Genomic DNA, 17,143 nt, shown 5'->3' on the forward strand with positions numbered 1-17,143 from the left:
CTCGCAAGACCGAGGCTCTAAGTTCGTGTCGAAGTAACCACTCTTAACAGATTACAAAAGTTTTTGCGTACGCGTTAGAAATTTTGGTGTATCTTCCTATTTATTTTTCTTTTTCAAGGTCGTGCTATGTTGTTAGGGGATTATGATCGTTACGTAGTCGAATGTGAAATGGAGTTAGTGCGCGCACCAAAAGATGCACCATCTATGCCTGTTTTGGATACCCTAAAGGCTGTAAAAAAACTCTTTATCAGTAAAAAAGCCATCTATTCGATAGAGAATGGTAAATCTACTGTTCGTATCGTTGATATGGCTATAAATGAGGATGAGGGGTATACAACAATATTGCTCCAATACGCTAATGCAAACGCATCGGACCCTCATTTTGCAAACAAAAAAACTGGGGTTTCCAGGAAAGCAAACAGAGATGTAGATGAGGCTCCGGCTGTCACGTCTCACCTCTGTATTAAACATACTCCTAGAGATAAAAATCTTTTCCCTGATCTCTACAAGGTTTTGGTTGAGGAAGTTCCTGGTCTTACTAAAAGTTTAATGGCTAGCGCCTTGACATGGATGATTGATGAGTCAACTGATTATACTTTTATGCGTGATGAAGGGAAAAAACCAAGAGAAATTCAATGCCGCCCAATTATTAATATTTCTCCGTACGCATCTAAGACATTAAAGGAGTCTCTTTCAACTGGGATGCTTACAGGCATGACCGCAGTAAGATATAAAAATAATAGGCAACTAGACGATGACGGTGATATCAATATTGTTCAGGAATCAATGGTCTTGTCATTTAAAAAGACGACTGGGCAGAAAGCATTAGATTTAGTAAAAAAGACCAGCGATATTGTTAGAGGTATGGAATACTCTGATTTAAAAATAACTCGTAAAGATAAAAATAGACGTACTCATAGTGATGAAATTGATGTCTCTTATGAAAAATCCATTGAAGATATAGCAGATACTATATTCGCTGAAAAAGAAAAAATTATATTAAGCAAACAAATCGAGATGTGCGAAAAAAGTATACATACACAACTCGCTGGAAAAATGAAAGCATTACTGCTAAAATAGATATTTAGCTTAAAGGAGGAGTTATATATGAGCGCATTTAGAAAAATATTGACTCCTATAGACTACATCCGTATCAAGCACCCTGAAAAAAGAGTGTTTGATATTTTCATTCCTTTAATTGTATCCGTCTGCATTACAGGGTTCATATTCTATCTCGACAGACCAATCCCAATCATTTCTAAAGATGGTTTAATTTCCGTCATAAATGGGATTTTGCAAATTCTATCTGGTTTTTATATTGCATCAATGGCTGCGGTTGCTACTTTCCAAAAATCAGGGATGGATACCGTTATGGATGGCTCACCACCGACCCTTAAAGGTAGGGATCTAACGAGAAGAAAATTTCTCACATACCTATTTGGATACCTAGCTTTTATTAGTATTATCATGTATCTAATCGGCGGTGGAATCCAACTATTATCACCAACACTCAGCCATACACAATGGATAAAGATAGCATGTGTGAAAATAATATTCGTTTGGATTTATCTATTTATAGTTGCAAATATTATATGCACAACCATTCTTGGAATGTATTTCATGATAGACAAAATGCATGATGAAAAACCAAAGCTAAATCCAAAACATAAAGATTTTTAAATAAAAAAGATGCCGTAAACATTATATTGACGGCATCTCTTACAAATTAATCAATCATGCACAAGCACCCATCAATAAATCCCATCGCAGTCTGCAACTCCTTCCTTATGGTCCCATCAGAACATTTCCGCTTTTTGGCTATCGTTCTCAGTGAAATTCCAATCACGAAATGGGCGATAATAAGTTCATGCTCTTCTGGCTTATACTTCCTCAATCGCGCCACACAACCGTCAATCATGATGCCTTCATCATCATTGCACTGTAGACGGCATTTCTTACCATGAGGGAACAGACCTTTAAATCCTGCGGCGATCGGCTGCCAATCAACGCCGCTGTTATCCGATGCTGCCCATGCCCCCCATAAATCCATCAATTCATACATATCACGCATTATTCTTCTCCACTCCACTTACGCCAGCACACCAATTGCAAGCGCGCGATCGATAAAACGAAATATCAACTCCAGCTGCGAGCCGTATTTCTCTTCGAATGCCACGGTATCCGCATGTAACTCGTCGTGATGCTTTCTGCACAAAGGCAACACCCAGAGGTCATGCGCTTTTGTCCCCATGCCGCCCTGACCGTGACCTATCAGGTGGTGCGGATCATCTGCCTGCTTACCACAGCAGGCGCACGGTTGGGCCTTCACCCATCGCGTGTATTTCTCATTTTCCCAGCGTCGGCGCTTCGGGCGTAGCATGAAGCTTTCCGGCGATTCCGGATCAATCCTGAGCGTCAGTACCTTCTTCACCTTCTCCTGCACAATGCTGGTGGCCGGTAACGAGGGCACAATATCGCTTTCTCGCATGATGGATTTCGGCTCTTCACCCGGTAGTCGCAGCGCTTTATGTGCAACGCTTTCCGGGATCACGTCACCCAGATCATTTCTGACCATCCACCAGCACAGCTCCGGGAGGGTCAGTACATGCGACTCTGGAAAACCTAAATCCGTACGGATGACTGACATGATCCAGGATACCAGGTTTTTGCTGGCTATACCTGCAAGCTGTTCCGTGTATTGTCCAGCGAGGGTGTGGTCGCAGTGCCAGCACAACCGGATTCTTCCGGGCTTATGCCGCATGATCGTGAAATTCTTGTCGTGCCATGTTGAATGGGGCCACTGGCATTCGAACTTTTCATTTAGCCAGGTATCAAGCGAAGACAATCCGCCAGCGCGCTGTATAACGCGATGATCCTCGAATATCTCGCTCATTACCGGATCGTCTGCCAGTGGTTGAACCGCTGCCGGCACAATGCCAGTCGCATAAGAGGCCATGCTTTCAGGTTCTGGCTCGAGTAAAACCCGACCGCGCATAAATAGCGGCATCAGGTCAGCACCAGGCCGGAAAAGTACAATCCCCATTCGATGAGCTATTTCGGGTGTCAGCAAAGCCCTCACGCTGCCTGCCCCTTAGCAATATGTTCCGCCCATAGACCGCCGATCCAGCGCACCCCTTTAGCAGTAAACCGCGCCTGGCTGAACGCGTGGTTTGAAGTGACAGAGGTCCCCGTCTTAACCTCAAATCGCCCCGCATCAATGTGCGCCGCCATCGGTGTAAGCGTACCACCCAGGCGGTAAAGGATGCCGCGATCAATCAGAAACAGGCGGAACTCGTTTTCCTTTGCCTTAAGTAATTTTGCCACCTGCCGGAACGACATTGACCCACTGGCAGAGCAGTAGCGATCGACAAATTCCACCTTTGGCGCCGCGGCAGCCAGTTCAGTGGCTAGTTTCTGCTTTTGCTCCGCCAGATCAGCGGCAAGCCGCAGTGCTTCAGAGAATGACTGGGGTATCGCCTGCTGTTGCGCCTGCTCCAGTTCCTGCCATCGATCAACAAGCCGCGCAGTGAACTCAGGCGACAACTGAGCCACAACCACATAACTGTCCCGCTTTCCTATCAGGTAGACGGCTACAGACTGATTGAGGTGATTTTTAACTTCCCCCATCGGGGGGAGTTTAATAACCCCGCGCTCTGCCAGCCGTTCAATCGAGCGCTTAACGTGGTCATGACGTGATTCCACTAAATTAGCGATATCACTGCTGGACATGGTTAACGCCGCGGTTGCTAACTGATTCATAATTGCTCTCCACTTATCAGGCGGCTGCACCCGCCCCCGGTTCAAATTTGGTGATAGTGATTTCCACTTTCCCCTTCGGGATAATCGGCCCCCACTCCACCAGCATTCTTTTTACCTGGCTGTCGTCCTCCCAGATCCCCGCATGGGTAAGAGCGTCAAACAGCGCTTTGTTGTAGTTATCCAGATCCCGGATCCGGTTGTCCGGCGGGAACAGGATTATTTCGACAGCCGCCGGTGACGATGACGGCTTAGGGAGCATGCGCAGTTGTTCAATGATTGCCGCACATGCTGACGACTGGAACTGGCGACCTTTGGCACTAATCAGGTGACGCCCCGCCAGCGGCCCCTTATTCGGGGCGCGCCAGTACGTGTTCACACTTGGAGGAAACGGCAGCACCAGTTTCATACCCGGATCCCCTTGTTTTTGAGATAGGCGATTGCGCGGTCCTTCGCACCATCCTCACCATTCACAAGCGCATGCAGCAGGGAATCTGCATCAGCAACGTTCTCCGGATCGTTGATGGCTATTCCCCGCGAAACACCACGCGTCAGGGTGATAGCCCCTTTCCTCTCCAGCGCGCGCAGATGATCCGCAGCGGCATTTGGGGAGCTGCATCCCAGCAGCCCCGAAAGTTCTGTATTGGTTGGAGGATAGCCATGCTCGCGTTGAAAGCTGATCAGGGTATCCAGTACATGCTGCTGGCGAGCCGTTAAGTTCATCATGCTGCCTGTTCCTCCTTGCTCACACATAGCTCTGGCAGATTGGCGCGCACCAGCGCTTCAGCGAACGGTGGCGGGACTGCATTGCCGCAGCGGGCCACTTGTTTATCTTTGGCGTAGCGCTTGCCGCGATAATCCTGATCGATGATGTACCAGTCAGGGAAGCCCTGCGCCCGGTAGAGCTCGTGCGGCTGAAGCATACGCATACCGATATCGACGATGCGGTACGTTATCCCATCGATGTCGACCATCCCGGTGCATTCCTCGCCGCAGTATTCACGCAGGAACGCCAGCGCCTGCTGTGCGCGGTGTTCGTCGTAGTCTTCGACCGCCAGAGTGGTTTTGACTTCCCCGACATGCAGGCCGCCGGCCGTAACTGTCGGCATTGGTTCACTCGTGGGTTGACCGTCGCGACAGGTGCCGCGCAGTTTTACCAGGTGAGAAGCCACAACAGCATGATGATCAACCGTCGTCACCGAGTGGACTGGTTCATCCAGCCCGACGCCCGGCCCCGTATAGTTGCCACCGTAGTGCTTCGCCAGAAATGCGCTGGCCACGGCGAACTTGTTACCACCAGCGGTTACTGTCCCCAGCGGCTTTTCAAGCTGCAACACGCGCGGGTCCTGCCCCGGTCTTTCGCCATAACCCATCTGGATCAACGTTGGCGTCACCAGCTGTGAATGACCGCCGCCGCCCGCCGTAATCGTCGCGCTCGGTTCGTCTGCCCGGTGACCGATGCTGGCCCCAAACTGGCGAGCGATAACCGGCGCAACCAGACAGGCACGAGACTGTTTCAGGATGGTGTGAGCGGGTTTATCCAGCGGGCGCGGCTTTGCCTGGTACTCACTGCCACCGTTACCAGCCAGGAACGGTGTAAGCGCGGCCTCAACGATGCCGAGGGCATGACCATTCCCGCCCGGGCGCCGCGATGTGCCGGCGGTGATTGTCGGGACTGGTTGTGTGACATCCTGCCCTGTCGCGCCTGTTCTGAATTTCGTCAGGTGCGGTACCGCGACTGCGTAGCCGTGGGTTTTGGTGATTGTCTGCAGCGGTTCTTCCAGCGACTGGCCCCGGAAGCAGTCGTAATGCGTTTTGGTACTGGTATGGTTGCACTTCACGATAAACGGCGACGCGCTGTCGATAACGAAACGCTGAATACCGCGCGCGATGCGCTTGAGCGTATTCACTGCCAGGGGCTTTTTGCGGTCGAAGATCGACAGCGCAGGAATAGCCCAGTCGATACACTCCGCAGCGGTGCGCCACGGCGCCAGCTTGCCAGCCTGAACCGCCGGTGATTTCGGATCCCCGTGTGTTGGTTCCGGCCACACTATCGGTTTCCCGTCACAGCGCATAACCATGAAGAAGCGTTTTCTGATCGTCGGCGCACCGTAATCACAGGCGCGCAGTTCGCGATACTCAACGACATAACCCAGACCTTTTACCAGTCTGGCGGCGTCCTCGCTGCCGAGAGGAATACCCAGGAATTCACAGCACTCCACCAGCGCCGGATGATTTGCAGGAATGCCGGTAGTCAGCATGTCGATAAACGCCTCGAAAGTCTCGCCAGCACGGGCAGGATCCGGACGCATTTCACCAGCGAGAAGCGGTCCCCACGTTCTGAACTCTTCAACGTTCTCCAGCTTCATCACACGCGGTTTAACATCGAGTGCCCAGCGCAGAACAACCCAGGCCAGACCACGAATCGCTTTTTCTACTGGCTTCGCACCTTTGGCTTTCGAAAAATGGCGACAATCAGGACTGAACCATGCCAGGGCAACCGGTAAGCCTCCCGTCGCCGCACGCGGATCCACTTCAAATACGGATTCACAGTAGTGAAGTGTGTCCGGGTGGCTCGTCTTGTGCATCGCGATCGCGTTCTCGTCATGGTTGATCGCGATATCAACACTACGACCAATCGCCATTTCAATACCGGTTGATGCGCCACCGCCACCAGCAAAGTTATCAACGATAATCTCACGCATGAGCCACCCCCTGCATGCTGCTGGCAAGACCAGAGGCAACGGCAATAATCTCGTTGGTGGGCATACGTTCAAGCCATAGCTGATTGATATTGCCTTTCAGCTTGTTCTGCTGTGACTCAGTCAGGGCGTCAACCCCATCCACCTGGTTAAACACCAGACTAACCTCGAGAGGCCAGATACGCGATTCAACTTCTGGCAATGTCAGCGGCGTAGTTGGCTGTACTGCTTCTGCCTGCTGGGCCTTGCCAGCGGCAAATGTGGCCAGCAACATAAACGCCTTCCCTTTTTCCTCCAGATCGGTACGGCAGATGTAGCTGAAACGCTCGCCGCGCCAGGACTTATCGAACACGGCGATTGCACCAGCAAAAAATGCGCTGGTGGGCTTTTGCTTATCGTCCAAAGGAACGAACCATGATGGCAGGTCGAAACCAATACGGCCTCGAATGAACATGATGTGATCGGCATCTTCCGGCCACCATGTTTCACTTGTGGCTGACTTAATGAGGTAGATATATCTCCCTCCTTTTTCACGCATCACCATTGTGTAATTCATGATGTGGGTCATGCCAGTGATCGCTTGCTTTTCATGGTACTGAGAGCGGCTATATGGTGGATTCGCAAACGCGGCACCGCCCAGTTCCTCCAGCCGTTCAGACCAGTCCTGCGTCAGCGCATTATCTTCGGCGGTGTACCATACCGGGCATTTCGCGTTATCGTCGTCAGCAAACAGATCCAGAACCAACGGCCCAAATATTGCGTTGATCCCCCAAAACAACAGATCCGGAGTACGCCATTGATCGCCAACCTCTTTCAGTTCGTGGGCTGGTTTGCTGCGCAGTTCCGCCAGCGCCTGGCAATATTTGTTTGTCATTATCCCCTGAACCCCTTTGGAATTTTGGTATCAACTGGACCGAACTTCATTGGGTCATGTTTCTTTTCGCCCCAGCATTCACGTGGCGGACGCCCCTTCTTGTCCCAGCGGATCCCGCTTTGCAGATACCCCTCAAATTTTTTCGGGCCAAACAATGTTTCAGGGCGCATGTACTGGTACTGCTCATCGTTGCCGTTCCAGTGCTCGTGTTTCAGGTCGATAACCAGTTGCAGATCAGCGACGCTGTAACCTTCACGCAGACGAGCACGAATATTTTCCAGCGAGGTTTTTGATTTCTGATAACGGGAACCGCTGACCTGGTTCAAATGGGTTAAAACCAGAATGGCGTTATCGGTGATCGCAACTTCAGGGTCTGGTTGCAACGCAACCGGACAAGAAGGTTTTATGATCTGTTTGTGGTGATCTGAGTAATGATCTGTATAGAGAATAGGTTCCGCGACTTCGCGGTTATGGTTCCGCGATTCTGCGTTTTCGGTTCCGTGATTCTGCGGAATAGGTTCCGCGACTTCGCGTTTCCCGTTCCGCGATTCTGCGGAATCCAGTGTTGTAGGGAATAAAGCCTCGATTAATGCATCCCCGTCTATACGGTAGTGCGTCTTTTTCGTACCGTTTACCTGCTTTTGCGCTTTATCAACAATTCCAGGTAACCAGCGAGTGCAAATCTTGTTTACCAGCCGCTGTACCTGGTCTTCACTGACTCCACGAATTTCCGCAGCTAACTCACTGTGCTCTTTGTAGAACCAGCCATCCTTCAGGTCTGATTTCCCGGACCAGAAGACCAACTGGTTGAGAACTGCCCCCAAAGCATGCGCCTGCTGATCACCGGAAAAAAAATCAAGGTAAGGGACCGGGATTGTTATTGCGTTGCGCTGGCCCGACAGCGACTGAACGATTTCAAATATCTGGCTCATGATCGTCCTTTATCTCAGTAAACTTGCGCTGGAACTGCTCAAGCGGGCTGAAGCACTCATGCTCATAGCCTTTACGCAGGTAAATAACGCGGCGAGTTTCCGGTTCCCATCGGATAACGCGGACGGGGATACCGTAGTGGTCTTTGAACCAGCGGTTAAGTTCTCGCATAAGGATTCCCCTCTACGGCGCCATACCCCCACAATTGCCATCGCCCGACTGTGGTTACAGGGAACCCAGCGGCCTGATACCATGCGCTCATACCGAAACATGATGTAACCCCGAACAGGGAATGCACGTAGTTGCGGTATGCGGTTCTTTACCGTTAAACTGTTCATGCGTTAGTTTCTCCACTGATACGACACGCCAAGGCGCCCGGAGCTGCACACTCGCGGGCGTCACTCTTTTCTGGAAGACAATAAACACGTGAAATCAGGTTCAGAAACGTCATAAGCGTTACCCGGAACTGGTAGGCTATTTCGTTCAGACTGTCCCATTCCCCTTTATCAACCACACCATCATCGATGTATCGGCGATATGCGTTGACCAGGTCCCCGAGTCTTCCCACCAGCTCAGCCAGCTTTAAACCAATCTCCTCGTTCTCTATCTCTGGCGCTGCACCTGGGATGTGGATCCCGTTATCTGTTTGACGAGAAAACGCATCAGCTATGTAGCTAACACCTGCAGCTTTCTGTAACACCATCGCCCAGCCCATAGGGAAGATCTGATCGCCATCTACGCGTAGGCGGTTAAATAGCGCGTTCTCTGTTACCCCCAACCACTCTGCCGCCTCAGCATAACCACCAGGCAGATCGGTAATGGTCTTTTTAATTGCGGCCACCAGCCAACTAGGCTGACGTTCGACTTTCCATTCAGGTTCTTTACCCACGGTTACCCCCATTTTTATGTGGTTACTCTTATGCAGCCGACACGTTAGTTTTTAAGGGTTCTTCAGGAAGACCATCGCTAGGATTTGGGTAAATATCTGGTCTCAATTCATGAGGGGTCACTGACCAGCAACCAAGCTCACAGAGTTGTAAAACTCTTTCAGATGGAACTTGATTATTAATCACCCAATTAGCGACGGATTGTGTTGATTTGAAACCAAAGCGCCGGGCTACCTCAGATAGAGATTTCCCCGCTGCTTTAACAGCTTTCTCGGTGAGATTTTGAGATGACATATACGGCTCCTCTAAAGTGTAGAGGAATAATGCTACCTAAAGTAGCAAATAGCAACTACTTAAAATAGAAATGACTACTTCGTGTTATGTGCGTAATCTTCTACCTATGGTAGAAGAACAAAAACACCCTGATTTCGCTAAACGACTGAGTGAGTTAATGGCTGACAGAGGTATATCTGTTACTCAGCTCACGGGTCTAACTGGCGTGACATATGAGATGGTGCGCCGGTACACAATCGGTGCGGCAAAACCTCGTGCTAAAGTAATGAATAAGCTTGCTATGGCGCTGGGATCATCAGCTTCATATCTAGAGTATGGTGTTGGCGATAAGGGAGATGGTAAGAAGATGGAGAGCAAAAGCTCACCTGAAAATCTTAACGTATACCGCGTAGAGGTTTTGGATCTAGCGGTTAGTGCCGGCCCAGGTACCTACATGCTTTCGGATCATGTTGAAGTGCTCTACGCCATCGAGTTCACTACTGAACATGCCAGAGTACTTTTTGGAAATCGCGATCCAGAAGATGTGAAGGTCATGACCGTTAACGGCGACAGTATGTCCCCTACCCTCGTTTCGGGTGATCGCCTGTTCGTCGATATCTCAGTTCGTCACTTCCAGACCGACGGCGTTTACTCTTTCATATACGGTAAGACTTTCCACGTTAAACGCCTTCAAATGCAGGGTAATAAGTTGGCCGTTCTGTCTGATAACCCTGCATACGAGAAGTGGTATATCGATGAGAAATCACAGGATCAGCTTTATGTAATGGGTAAGGCGTTGATACACGAGTCCATCAAATACAATCGCCTATAGGACGAAACAGCATGAATACGTTCAGCATAATCGCGATACCTTTCTTTGCCCTTTCAGTGGTTCTGCTAACTCTTGGTGCTACCAGGAAAAACCAAGCGAGTTTCATCGTTGGCGGCGTGTTTATGGCGTCCAGTATAGTTAATGCCATTATCGGCATGTCTCTTTGAGCGCTATGAGGTCAGGTATCCTCGTTACTTTGTCATGTGTGACAGCCTGGTATGCACTCTGCGAGCTTTAGTGTGATTTGCCATTGAATCTTCGCCATTCGCCTGAAAGAGCTGGACGAACAGTATGAGAATGCAAGAAAGGCCGCATTAGAAATAATGGAGAGTGATAATGAACCCAGTAGGAGAAAGCTACTAATAACGCCAGAACTAACAACCGATAAGATGTTATAACCAATTGAATTCTGAAGTTATTTTAAACACAAAACCAGCTTCATCTGAAAATAACATTATTTAGTGATATAATTAAGGACTTTATTATGACTACACAGCGTACTTCTGGAGATGTGACTTTGCCTAAGTCAATTTGTTTTTTCAATCATAAAGGAGGAGTAAGTAAAACTACTACTACCTTCAATTTAGGATGGAGTATTGCCAGCAAAGGTAAGAAAGTCTTAATGGTTGATCTGGATTCTCAATGCAACCTAAGCGGTATGGTTCTCGGCTTTGAAAAGATGGACGAAGGTCTTGAGAATTTTTACGAGAGCCGAGAAAATTTAACAATGGGTCCAATTGTTGATTACCTCATCAATGGTGGTCAGCCTGAGACTTATCTATCACAAGATAAAGGAAAGTTAACTTCTACATTAAATGATAATCTTTTTTTGTTGCCGGGACACTTAAGCGTGTCTGATTTAGACTCCCAAATCAGCGTTTCTCTTAAAATTGCAGCTGGTATTCCTGCGACACGAAATATTCCTGGTAACCTCCCCAAACTGCTACAACTTGTAGCGGCTCATAATGAAGTTGATTATATTTTATACGATTTAAGTCCTAACGTTGGGGGTTTAAATGAAGTTATGCTCATGTCGAGCGATTTCTTTATTGTCCCAACCGCACCTGACTTTTTCTGTTGGCAAGCAGTGAGTTCATTGTCAACTAATATTTTGAAATGGTATCGTGAGATACGGAATTTTAAAGAGCAAAATGAATCTCATGCAAGCGCTGCTAGGTCGATTGGAAATAGCCCTAAATTCCTAGGAACGATCCAACAAAGATATCGACCTCGTAACGGTTCTCCAGCGAAGTCCTTTGAGAAGTGGATTGATAATATTAGTCAGGCAGTGGATAAAACCCTCGTCCCTCAGTTATTAGAATTAAATTGTGTAATGCCAAGAGAGGAAGTTCAAGAGGCATTAACTAAGACTGACTCTGAATTATCTGCGTATAATCTGGCTCAAATCTCAGACTTCAACTCATTGATAGCAATTAGCCAACGTTTATCAACACCAGTATTTTCATTAACGAACCAACAAATTGCTGAAGCTGGTCAATTTGGACATGCACTAAATACTATGCGTGAAAGCCGCGATCAATTTGCTTATCAGTTCGACAAATTAGCCGATCGCATCCTACTGCTCACCGAATAATTTGTTAACCCGGTCACCTTGCCGGGTTTTATTGCCCTTTTCTCACCAGTTCAGCAGCATCCCTGTTTGTCTTCTTCTCTATCACTTTGGTGGCATCTTGCTGGTTACGCACAAGTTGTTCGACTAAGTTATCTTTCGTGATCGGTACTCCTGCTGCTATCAGATCAACCACGGCCAAACCCAATGCGTTGACTATCAATCCTGCCTTATCCTCACCGTAACCCATTTCTTATCCCCCGCCTGGTGTTTTTTAATCATACCACAAACTCAAAATATAATATTTTATCTTTTAATTCAGTTAGTTAAGTGAAATAGGTTTAGTTTACCTGATATTTCTACTTTTTGTAGTTGATTTTTACTACTTTAAGTAGCAATATCATTTCAATGACAGCGAACAAGTAGGACGCCCACGAAGTAGCCGCCGGTGGCGTATGAATGACCTGATGATTCGCTGACAGGTATCTTCGGGAGGGGTTGCGGTTTGGAGTGACTACCAATCCAGCGCGCTCACCTGGTGAACACGGTCCAGTCCAACCCACTGGCACCAGCTATGAAACACCGTAGGGTTGCCAGCTAGTCACTGGCACCCCGCCCGAAGATACCTAACACCGCGCCTGATGTGGATAAAAGCAGGCCAAAGCAATAAGAAGTACATCCCTGTTCTGGCGGCCCGGTGTTTTCCCGTGTATTTCCGGCAACCGCCAGCCTTTTCAGGGCACAACATGCAAGCGCACTCCTTCACTTACCAGTTATGGGTGACAGGTGTGAAACGGCGGAGTGCGCTTGCAGTTGTGGTGAAGTGCAGCCCTTAGAGGTAACCAGAAGATAAGCATCTGGCGCCACAACCAAATCACGTAGCCAGCGTGGTACCAGGAAGTAAGAAAGCTGTGAGTAGTCTTGGCGGTACCAGGGTCTTCAACCTGACAAAAGGGGGACGAAGATAATGTTCTACCTCGGTACCGCCCTTTTTACGAAACAGACAAGGGCATCACCGGGCGACGGGCTCATAACCCAATCCACCCGGGCGGTTGCAGCCGCAGGTGCTCTTGTCTGTTTTGTGGAGAAACTAACTGGCGGTTGCGACCGCCAACTCGAGGGTTAAGACGATGAGTAATGACCGCATGACCGTAGTGCCCGATTTCCTGGGCGAACTGGATGCCGGCGTGTTCATGAACAAGATCGCCGCAGCGCTGAATACTACCGCGCTCGGCGTTCTGAACAACGGCAACAAAGGCAAGGTAGTCCTCACCTTTGATTTTGAGCGTATGGGTAACTCCGTCGAAGAGAAGCGCGTCAAGATCAAGCACAAGCTGAACTACAGCACCCCGACGCCGCGCGGTAAAGCGTCTGAAGAGGACACAACCGAAACCCCTATGTGGGTCAACAAAGGCGGGAAGCTCACCATCCTCCAGGAGGATCAGGGGCAACTGTTCGGGATCACCGGCGCGGTGGACGGAAAGCTTAAAGCGGCTCAGTGATCCGCAGCAACAAATTCACTGATACCACTTCGATCATCAGTTAATAAGGAATTTCTATGTCTCAGTTAGACAACGGCACATTTCAACAGGTAAAAGACCTGGTTCTTTCTGGCTACCATCTGGATGATATTCAGGGTCTGGCATGTCCAACCGCATTGTTACCTCAAGGAACCAACGTTGAAAGCCTCGAGCGTTTTTCTCTTGAGCGTTTCCGCTTTCGTGGCGCAATGACCACGACCAGCATTGATGACTTCGCTCGATACTCGAAGGGCTACGCCAGCGCCGCCGAACCCGCCCGTTGCTTTATTGATGCTGACAACATGACCGCCCGCTCGGTATTCAATATCGGCTCCCTGAACAATCCTGGACATGCCGATAACGTTGCCGCAATCACCCTGAAGAAAACAGCCCCGTTCCGCGCGCTGCTGCAGATCGATGGTCAACGTCTGAAGCAAAAGCAAATCGCCGAATGGCTGGAAGACTGGAGCGATTACCTGCTGGCGTTTGATGCTGATGGCAATACGATGCAGATTTCCCAGGCCGCCCAGGCTGTACGGCGTATCACTATCCAGCAGGCAACCCAGCAGGATCATGAAACAGGTGACTTTGCAGGTAAACGTTCGCTCATGCAAAGCGTCGAAGCCAGCAGCAAAGATGTCATGCCGGTGGCGTTCGAGTTCAAGTGTGTGCCGTATGAAGGGCTTGGCGAGCGCCACTTTAGTCTGCGTAACAGCCTGCTGACTGGTGATGAGCCGAGCTTTGTTCTGCGTATCGTCCAACTGGAAGCCCAGGAAGAAGCGATCGCCAACGAGTTTCGCGATCTGCTGATCAGTAAATTCGACGGTGAATCAGTCGAAACCTTCATCGGTAACTTTAAAGCGTAATTGCTCAGCATTAAATCCCCGGCGCCGCGGGGATTTTTAAAGCATAAATTTGCGTTCTATTGTAAGATCCAAACTTCAAAAAAACCTAACATAATTCAAAGCAAAGGTATGCAAAATGGGTTTATACACAGATACAACTATCAAAAACAATATAATAGAAACTAATGCCACTATAAATAGTGACCTGATAAGACTTGAGAAAATAACCAAGTCATCATCAAATACTAGGCGTAAAAATTACGCTTTATTATATCGCACCTTAAACAACGCATGGTCAAATTTCATTGCAATTATTAACAACAACCCTCGACATTTAGACGAAAACACTCGATTTAATCAGGAAAGTATCGCTACTTTAATTGAGTTCAAATTATCAGATTACAAATCAAATAGGGTTGTTTTTTTATCAAATTTATTAAGGTTATTATATGAGTATTATTTCTGGACTGGGACAACTTCCACCTTCAATAACATTCATATATCTGACAGCACACTGACATCACTTGATAATGCTTTTGCAGAAAATAATCCAAATGCACAGTTTTCTTGGATTCGTGATAAATTACCTATAGCCCTAATGAAATGGTTGTTGAATAATGATGATTTTCTTGGCGCACGAAACTTCATATCCGAACTAGATTCAAGTAAAGAAAAATTATTAAATGATATATCAGAAAACAGTACCGTAGCAATTCGCCAGATTAACAAAAGTTCAGAAGCATCTTTACAGTTGATATCAGATAATTATGATGATATTAAAAAAACCATCATTGATGGTAAACAGGAGGCAGACTCGAATTTAGATTATATTAAAGAATCAATAATCGAAATTAAAGCCTTAGAAGAACGCGTTAAAAACCTGAAATCAGAATATAATTTCGTTGGGCTAAGTAATGGTTTTGACAGAATTAAGAGAAAAAAAGAAAAAGAACTATCATCAACTGAAATGAGTTATAAAAACTTATTCGGCACCATTTTTATTGCTCCAGTAATAGCTGTAATACTACACTTCTGCTTTCCTAAATTATACCCGGAAGATTATTCAGCCATTTTTATAATACTGCCATTCCTTACAATCGAGATGGCGATAATTTATTTTTTTAGACTATCATACTTGGAAGCAAAAGCTCTGAGAACTCAATTAATGCAGATCGATTTAAGACTCAGTTTATGCGCTTTCATTGATGGTTATGTTGAGTATAGAAGAAAAAATAACATTGCTATAGAGAAAGTTTTGGATTCTTTTGATGCACTGATTTTTAGTCCAATACAAACAAATGAAAATAATATACCTGCAATGTTTGATGGACTTGAAGCAATTGCTGGAGTAGCTGAAAAGGTAATGAAAAAATAAATTTAGCAATAGTAATTATATATATAACCACCAGCACTAATATATGATGTTACAGCCCGGGTGCAGCCGGGCTAAGTGGAGAACGACTCATGAGCGATCGCTTCCTGACTGATGACGAACTTGCTGAAGCTACTGGATCACCACAGAAGGCTCGGCAAAAAGAAGTCTTAACCCAGAATGGTATTTATTTTATTGAACGCCGGGACGGTGCAGTTAAAACGACCTGGTATCATATAAATCATCCATTCAGGTTAAATCCACCAGCAGGGTCCCTGCCCATTCCGGGCATGAACTTTAACGCAATAGAGTGAAATTATGGGTCGCAAACGCGCACCCGGTAACGAGTGGATGCCAAAGGGCGTTTTCTTTCGCCCTTCTGGTTACTACTGGAAACCAGGTGGAACAACAGAAAAACTGGCACCTGCTGGCGCCTCAAAATCAGAGGTATGGATCGCTTTCGAGAAGGTGGTTGAAGGCAGGAAAAATATTCTTACCTTCTCCCAATTGTGGAAGAAATTCCTCAACAGCACGGATTATGCAGATCTGGCCCCGCGAACACAGAAAGACTATCTGTCACATGAAAAATATCTGCTGGCCGTTTTCGGTGAGGCTGAGGCTAAAGCCATTAAGCCAGAACATGTCAGACGATACATGGATGCCAGAGGAAAGAAAAGCCGTGTCCAGGCCAACCATGAACATAGCTCGATGTCTCGCGTTTATCGCTGGGGTTATCAACGCGGCTTCGTTCCTGGAAATCCATGTGTAGGAGTGGACAAGTTTCCCAAACCACAGCGTGATCGCTATATCACAGACGAAGAATACCTGGCGATTTATGAACACGCCAGTGAGCCGGTTAAAGCCGCAATGGAAATAGCTTATTTATGTGCAGCGAGGGTATCCGATGTCCTGAAAATGGACTGGCCGCAGATAATGGATAAAGGAATTTTTATTCAGCAGGGCAAGACGGGAGTTAAGCAGATCAAGGCGTGGACTGATCGCCTGCGCGCGGCAGTTGATATTTGCAGATCGTGGGGGGAAACGGGGTCAGTAATTAAAACCATGTATGGAGAGCGTTACTCTTACAAGGGGTTTAACGAGGCATGGCGAAAAGCAAGAACAGCGGCAGCCAACTATCTTGGAAGACCTCTGGATTGCACATTTCATGATCTGAAGGCTAAAGGCATTTCTGACTACGAAGGTACGGGACGAGATAAACAGAAATTCAGTGGGCACAAAACAGAATCTCAGGTTCTCGTTTACGACAGGAAGGTAAAAATAAGCCCTACCCTGAACAGAAAAATGTGATTTACACCGTAGCGTCAGACATTACTCTGGCGCTATTTTTTCTCACTGGATTTTCTCATTTTTTCTCAACGGGATGTGTGTCACTGACAACAGGAAGGGTAAGTGCTTGAATAGTGGCGGAGAGAGGGGGATTTGAACCCCCGGTAGAGTTGCCCCTACTCCGGTTTTCGAGACCGGTCCGTTCAGCCGCTCCGGCATCTCTCCGTTTTGATGGTTGCCATCATGCCAGGTAATTTGGCATTTTAACAGACCCTGTCCCTTCAATTTTGTTCAA

The 17,143-nt window shown here is 47.6% G+C and carries 21 protein-coding genes and 1 tRNA gene; 9 read left to right on the forward strand and 13 right to left on the reverse strand.

The genetic code is table 11. The features are described 5' to 3' along the window. Positions 1-126: 126 nt before the first annotated feature. Together ACQ0PY_RS14480 and ACQ0PY_RS14485 are read left to right on the forward strand one after the other, a co-directional pair. Positions 127-1,080, forward strand: coding sequence for a hypothetical protein (locus ACQ0PY_RS14480; protein WP_434158431.1), 954 nt, complete (start codon positions 127-129; stop codon positions 1,078-1,080). A gap of 27 nt (positions 1,081-1,107) precedes the next feature. Next, the gene (locus ACQ0PY_RS14485) at positions 1,108-1,680 is read left to right on the forward strand and encodes a hypothetical protein (RefSeq protein ID WP_434158429.1); all 573 of its coding nucleotides are present in this window, start codon (positions 1,108-1,110) and stop codon (positions 1,678-1,680) included. 46 nt (positions 1,681-1,726) lie between these two features. Here the strand turns inward: ACQ0PY_RS14485 and ACQ0PY_RS14490 are convergent, their stop codons facing one another. The 11 genes from ACQ0PY_RS14490 to ACQ0PY_RS14540 form a co-directional block, all read right to left on the reverse strand. Then, entirely contained in the window at positions 1,727-2,071 is a 345-nt protein-coding gene (locus ACQ0PY_RS14490) for an antiterminator Q family protein (RefSeq protein WP_434158428.1), read from the reverse strand. Between the two features lie 18 nt (positions 2,072-2,089). Next, positions 2,090-3,079: a DUF968 domain-containing protein gene (locus ACQ0PY_RS14495; RefSeq protein ID WP_434158427.1), complete on the reverse strand. Its 990-nt coding sequence runs from the start codon at positions 3,077-3,079 to the stop codon at positions 2,090-2,092. Next, positions 3,076-3,759, reverse strand: a complete 684-nt coding sequence (locus ACQ0PY_RS14500; protein WP_434158425.1) for a phage antirepressor KilAC domain-containing protein — start codon at positions 3,757-3,759, stop codon at positions 3,076-3,078. Before ACQ0PY_RS14500 ends, ACQ0PY_RS14495 begins: the two co-directional genes overlap by 4 nt. A gap of 16 nt (positions 3,760-3,775) precedes the next feature. Continuing rightward, complete coding sequence (locus ACQ0PY_RS14505) at positions 3,776-4,165, reverse strand: RusA family crossover junction endodeoxyribonuclease (protein WP_046401832.1); 390 nt, start codon at positions 4,163-4,165, stop codon at positions 3,776-3,778. Further along, positions 4,162-4,482: a LexA family protein gene (locus ACQ0PY_RS14510; RefSeq protein ID WP_313900287.1), complete on the reverse strand. Its 321-nt coding sequence runs from the start codon at positions 4,480-4,482 to the stop codon at positions 4,162-4,164. Before ACQ0PY_RS14510 ends, ACQ0PY_RS14505 begins: the two co-directional genes overlap by 4 nt. Continuing rightward, positions 4,479-6,461 carry a DNA cytosine methyltransferase gene (locus ACQ0PY_RS14515; RefSeq protein ID WP_446894151.1) on the reverse strand — a complete coding sequence of 661 codons (1,983 nt, stop codon included), beginning with the start codon at positions 6,459-6,461 and terminating at the stop codon, positions 4,479-4,481. The genes ACQ0PY_RS14510 and ACQ0PY_RS14515 overlap by 4 nt, the downstream gene beginning before the upstream one ends. Continuing rightward, complete coding sequence (locus ACQ0PY_RS14520) at positions 6,454-7,332, reverse strand: phage N-6-adenine-methyltransferase (protein ID WP_434158422.1); 879 nt, start codon at positions 7,330-7,332, stop codon at positions 6,454-6,456. Before ACQ0PY_RS14520 ends, ACQ0PY_RS14515 begins: the two co-directional genes overlap by 8 nt. After that, positions 7,332-8,264: a conserved phage C-terminal domain-containing protein gene (locus tag ACQ0PY_RS14525; RefSeq protein WP_428169356.1), complete on the reverse strand. Its 933-nt coding sequence runs from the start codon at positions 8,262-8,264 to the stop codon at positions 7,332-7,334. Before ACQ0PY_RS14525 ends, ACQ0PY_RS14520 begins: the two co-directional genes overlap by 1 nt. Beyond that, positions 8,248-8,433 (reverse strand): DUF4222 domain-containing protein, encoded by a 186-nt coding sequence (locus ACQ0PY_RS14530; RefSeq protein WP_326286974.1) that lies wholly within the window; start codon positions 8,431-8,433, stop codon positions 8,248-8,250. The genes ACQ0PY_RS14525 and ACQ0PY_RS14530 overlap by 17 nt, the downstream gene beginning before the upstream one ends. Before the next feature lie 163 nt (positions 8,434-8,596). Beyond that, positions 8,597-9,151, reverse strand: coding sequence for a YmfL family putative regulatory protein (locus tag ACQ0PY_RS14535; RefSeq protein WP_156594902.1), 555 nt, complete (start codon positions 9,149-9,151; stop codon positions 8,597-8,599). A 28-nt stretch (positions 9,152-9,179) separates the two neighbouring features. Beyond that, positions 9,180-9,443 carry a transcriptional regulator gene (locus ACQ0PY_RS14540; RefSeq protein ID WP_090049459.1) on the reverse strand — a complete coding sequence of 88 codons (264 nt, stop codon included), beginning with the start codon at positions 9,441-9,443 and terminating at the stop codon, positions 9,180-9,182. 106 nt (positions 9,444-9,549) lie between these two features. Between ACQ0PY_RS14540 and ACQ0PY_RS14545 the strand changes: the two genes are divergently transcribed. Then, on the forward strand, positions 9,550-10,254 hold the full coding sequence (locus ACQ0PY_RS14545; RefSeq protein WP_090049461.1) for an XRE family transcriptional regulator: 705 nt from the start codon (positions 9,550-9,552) through the stop codon (positions 10,252-10,254). A 484-nt stretch (positions 10,255-10,738) separates the two neighbouring features. Continuing rightward, complete coding sequence (locus tag ACQ0PY_RS14550) at positions 10,739-11,848, forward strand: ParA family protein (protein ID WP_326286976.1); 1,110 nt, start codon at positions 10,739-10,741, stop codon at positions 11,846-11,848. Positions 11,849-11,876: 28 nt separating this feature from the next. Here ACQ0PY_RS14550 and ACQ0PY_RS14555 read toward each other — a convergent pair whose 3' ends face one another. Continuing rightward, on the reverse strand, positions 11,877-12,074 hold the full coding sequence (locus ACQ0PY_RS14555; RefSeq protein WP_090049468.1) for a hypothetical protein: 198 nt from the start codon (positions 12,072-12,074) through the stop codon (positions 11,877-11,879). Positions 12,075-12,954: 880 nt separating this feature from the next. Here ACQ0PY_RS14555 and ACQ0PY_RS14560 point away from each other — a divergent pair. The 5 genes from ACQ0PY_RS14560 to ACQ0PY_RS14580 all read left to right on the forward strand — a co-directional run bounded on the left by ACQ0PY_RS14560 (position 12,955) and on the right by ACQ0PY_RS14580 (position 16,869). Further along, entirely contained in the window at positions 12,955-13,326 is a 372-nt protein-coding gene (locus tag ACQ0PY_RS14560; protein ID WP_001515608.1) for a hypothetical protein, read from the forward strand. Between the two features lie 56 nt (positions 13,327-13,382). Next, positions 13,383-14,210 (forward strand): YfdQ family protein, encoded by an 828-nt coding sequence (locus ACQ0PY_RS14565; RefSeq protein ID WP_434158421.1) that lies wholly within the window; start codon positions 13,383-13,385, stop codon positions 14,208-14,210. A 115-nt stretch (positions 14,211-14,325) separates the two neighbouring features. Beyond that, positions 14,326-15,564 carry a hypothetical protein gene (locus ACQ0PY_RS14570; RefSeq protein WP_090049472.1) on the forward strand — a complete coding sequence of 413 codons (1,239 nt, stop codon included), beginning with the start codon at positions 14,326-14,328 and terminating at the stop codon, positions 15,562-15,564. A gap of 89 nt (positions 15,565-15,653) precedes the next feature. After that, positions 15,654-15,875: a DUF4224 domain-containing protein gene (locus tag ACQ0PY_RS14575; RefSeq protein WP_090049473.1), complete on the forward strand. Its 222-nt coding sequence runs from the start codon at positions 15,654-15,656 to the stop codon at positions 15,873-15,875. 4 nt (positions 15,876-15,879) lie between these two features. Next, positions 15,880-16,869, forward strand: coding sequence for a tyrosine-type recombinase/integrase (locus tag ACQ0PY_RS14580; protein WP_156594910.1), 990 nt, complete (start codon positions 15,880-15,882; stop codon positions 16,867-16,869). Positions 16,870-16,983: 114 nt separating this feature from the next. Here ACQ0PY_RS14580 and ACQ0PY_RS14585 read toward each other — a convergent pair. Beyond that, positions 16,984-17,073, reverse strand: a tRNA-Ser gene (locus ACQ0PY_RS14585). Positions 17,074-17,143: the final 70 nt, after the last annotated feature.

The sequence above is a fragment of the Citrobacter sp. LST-B2 genome, assembly GCF_057983045.1.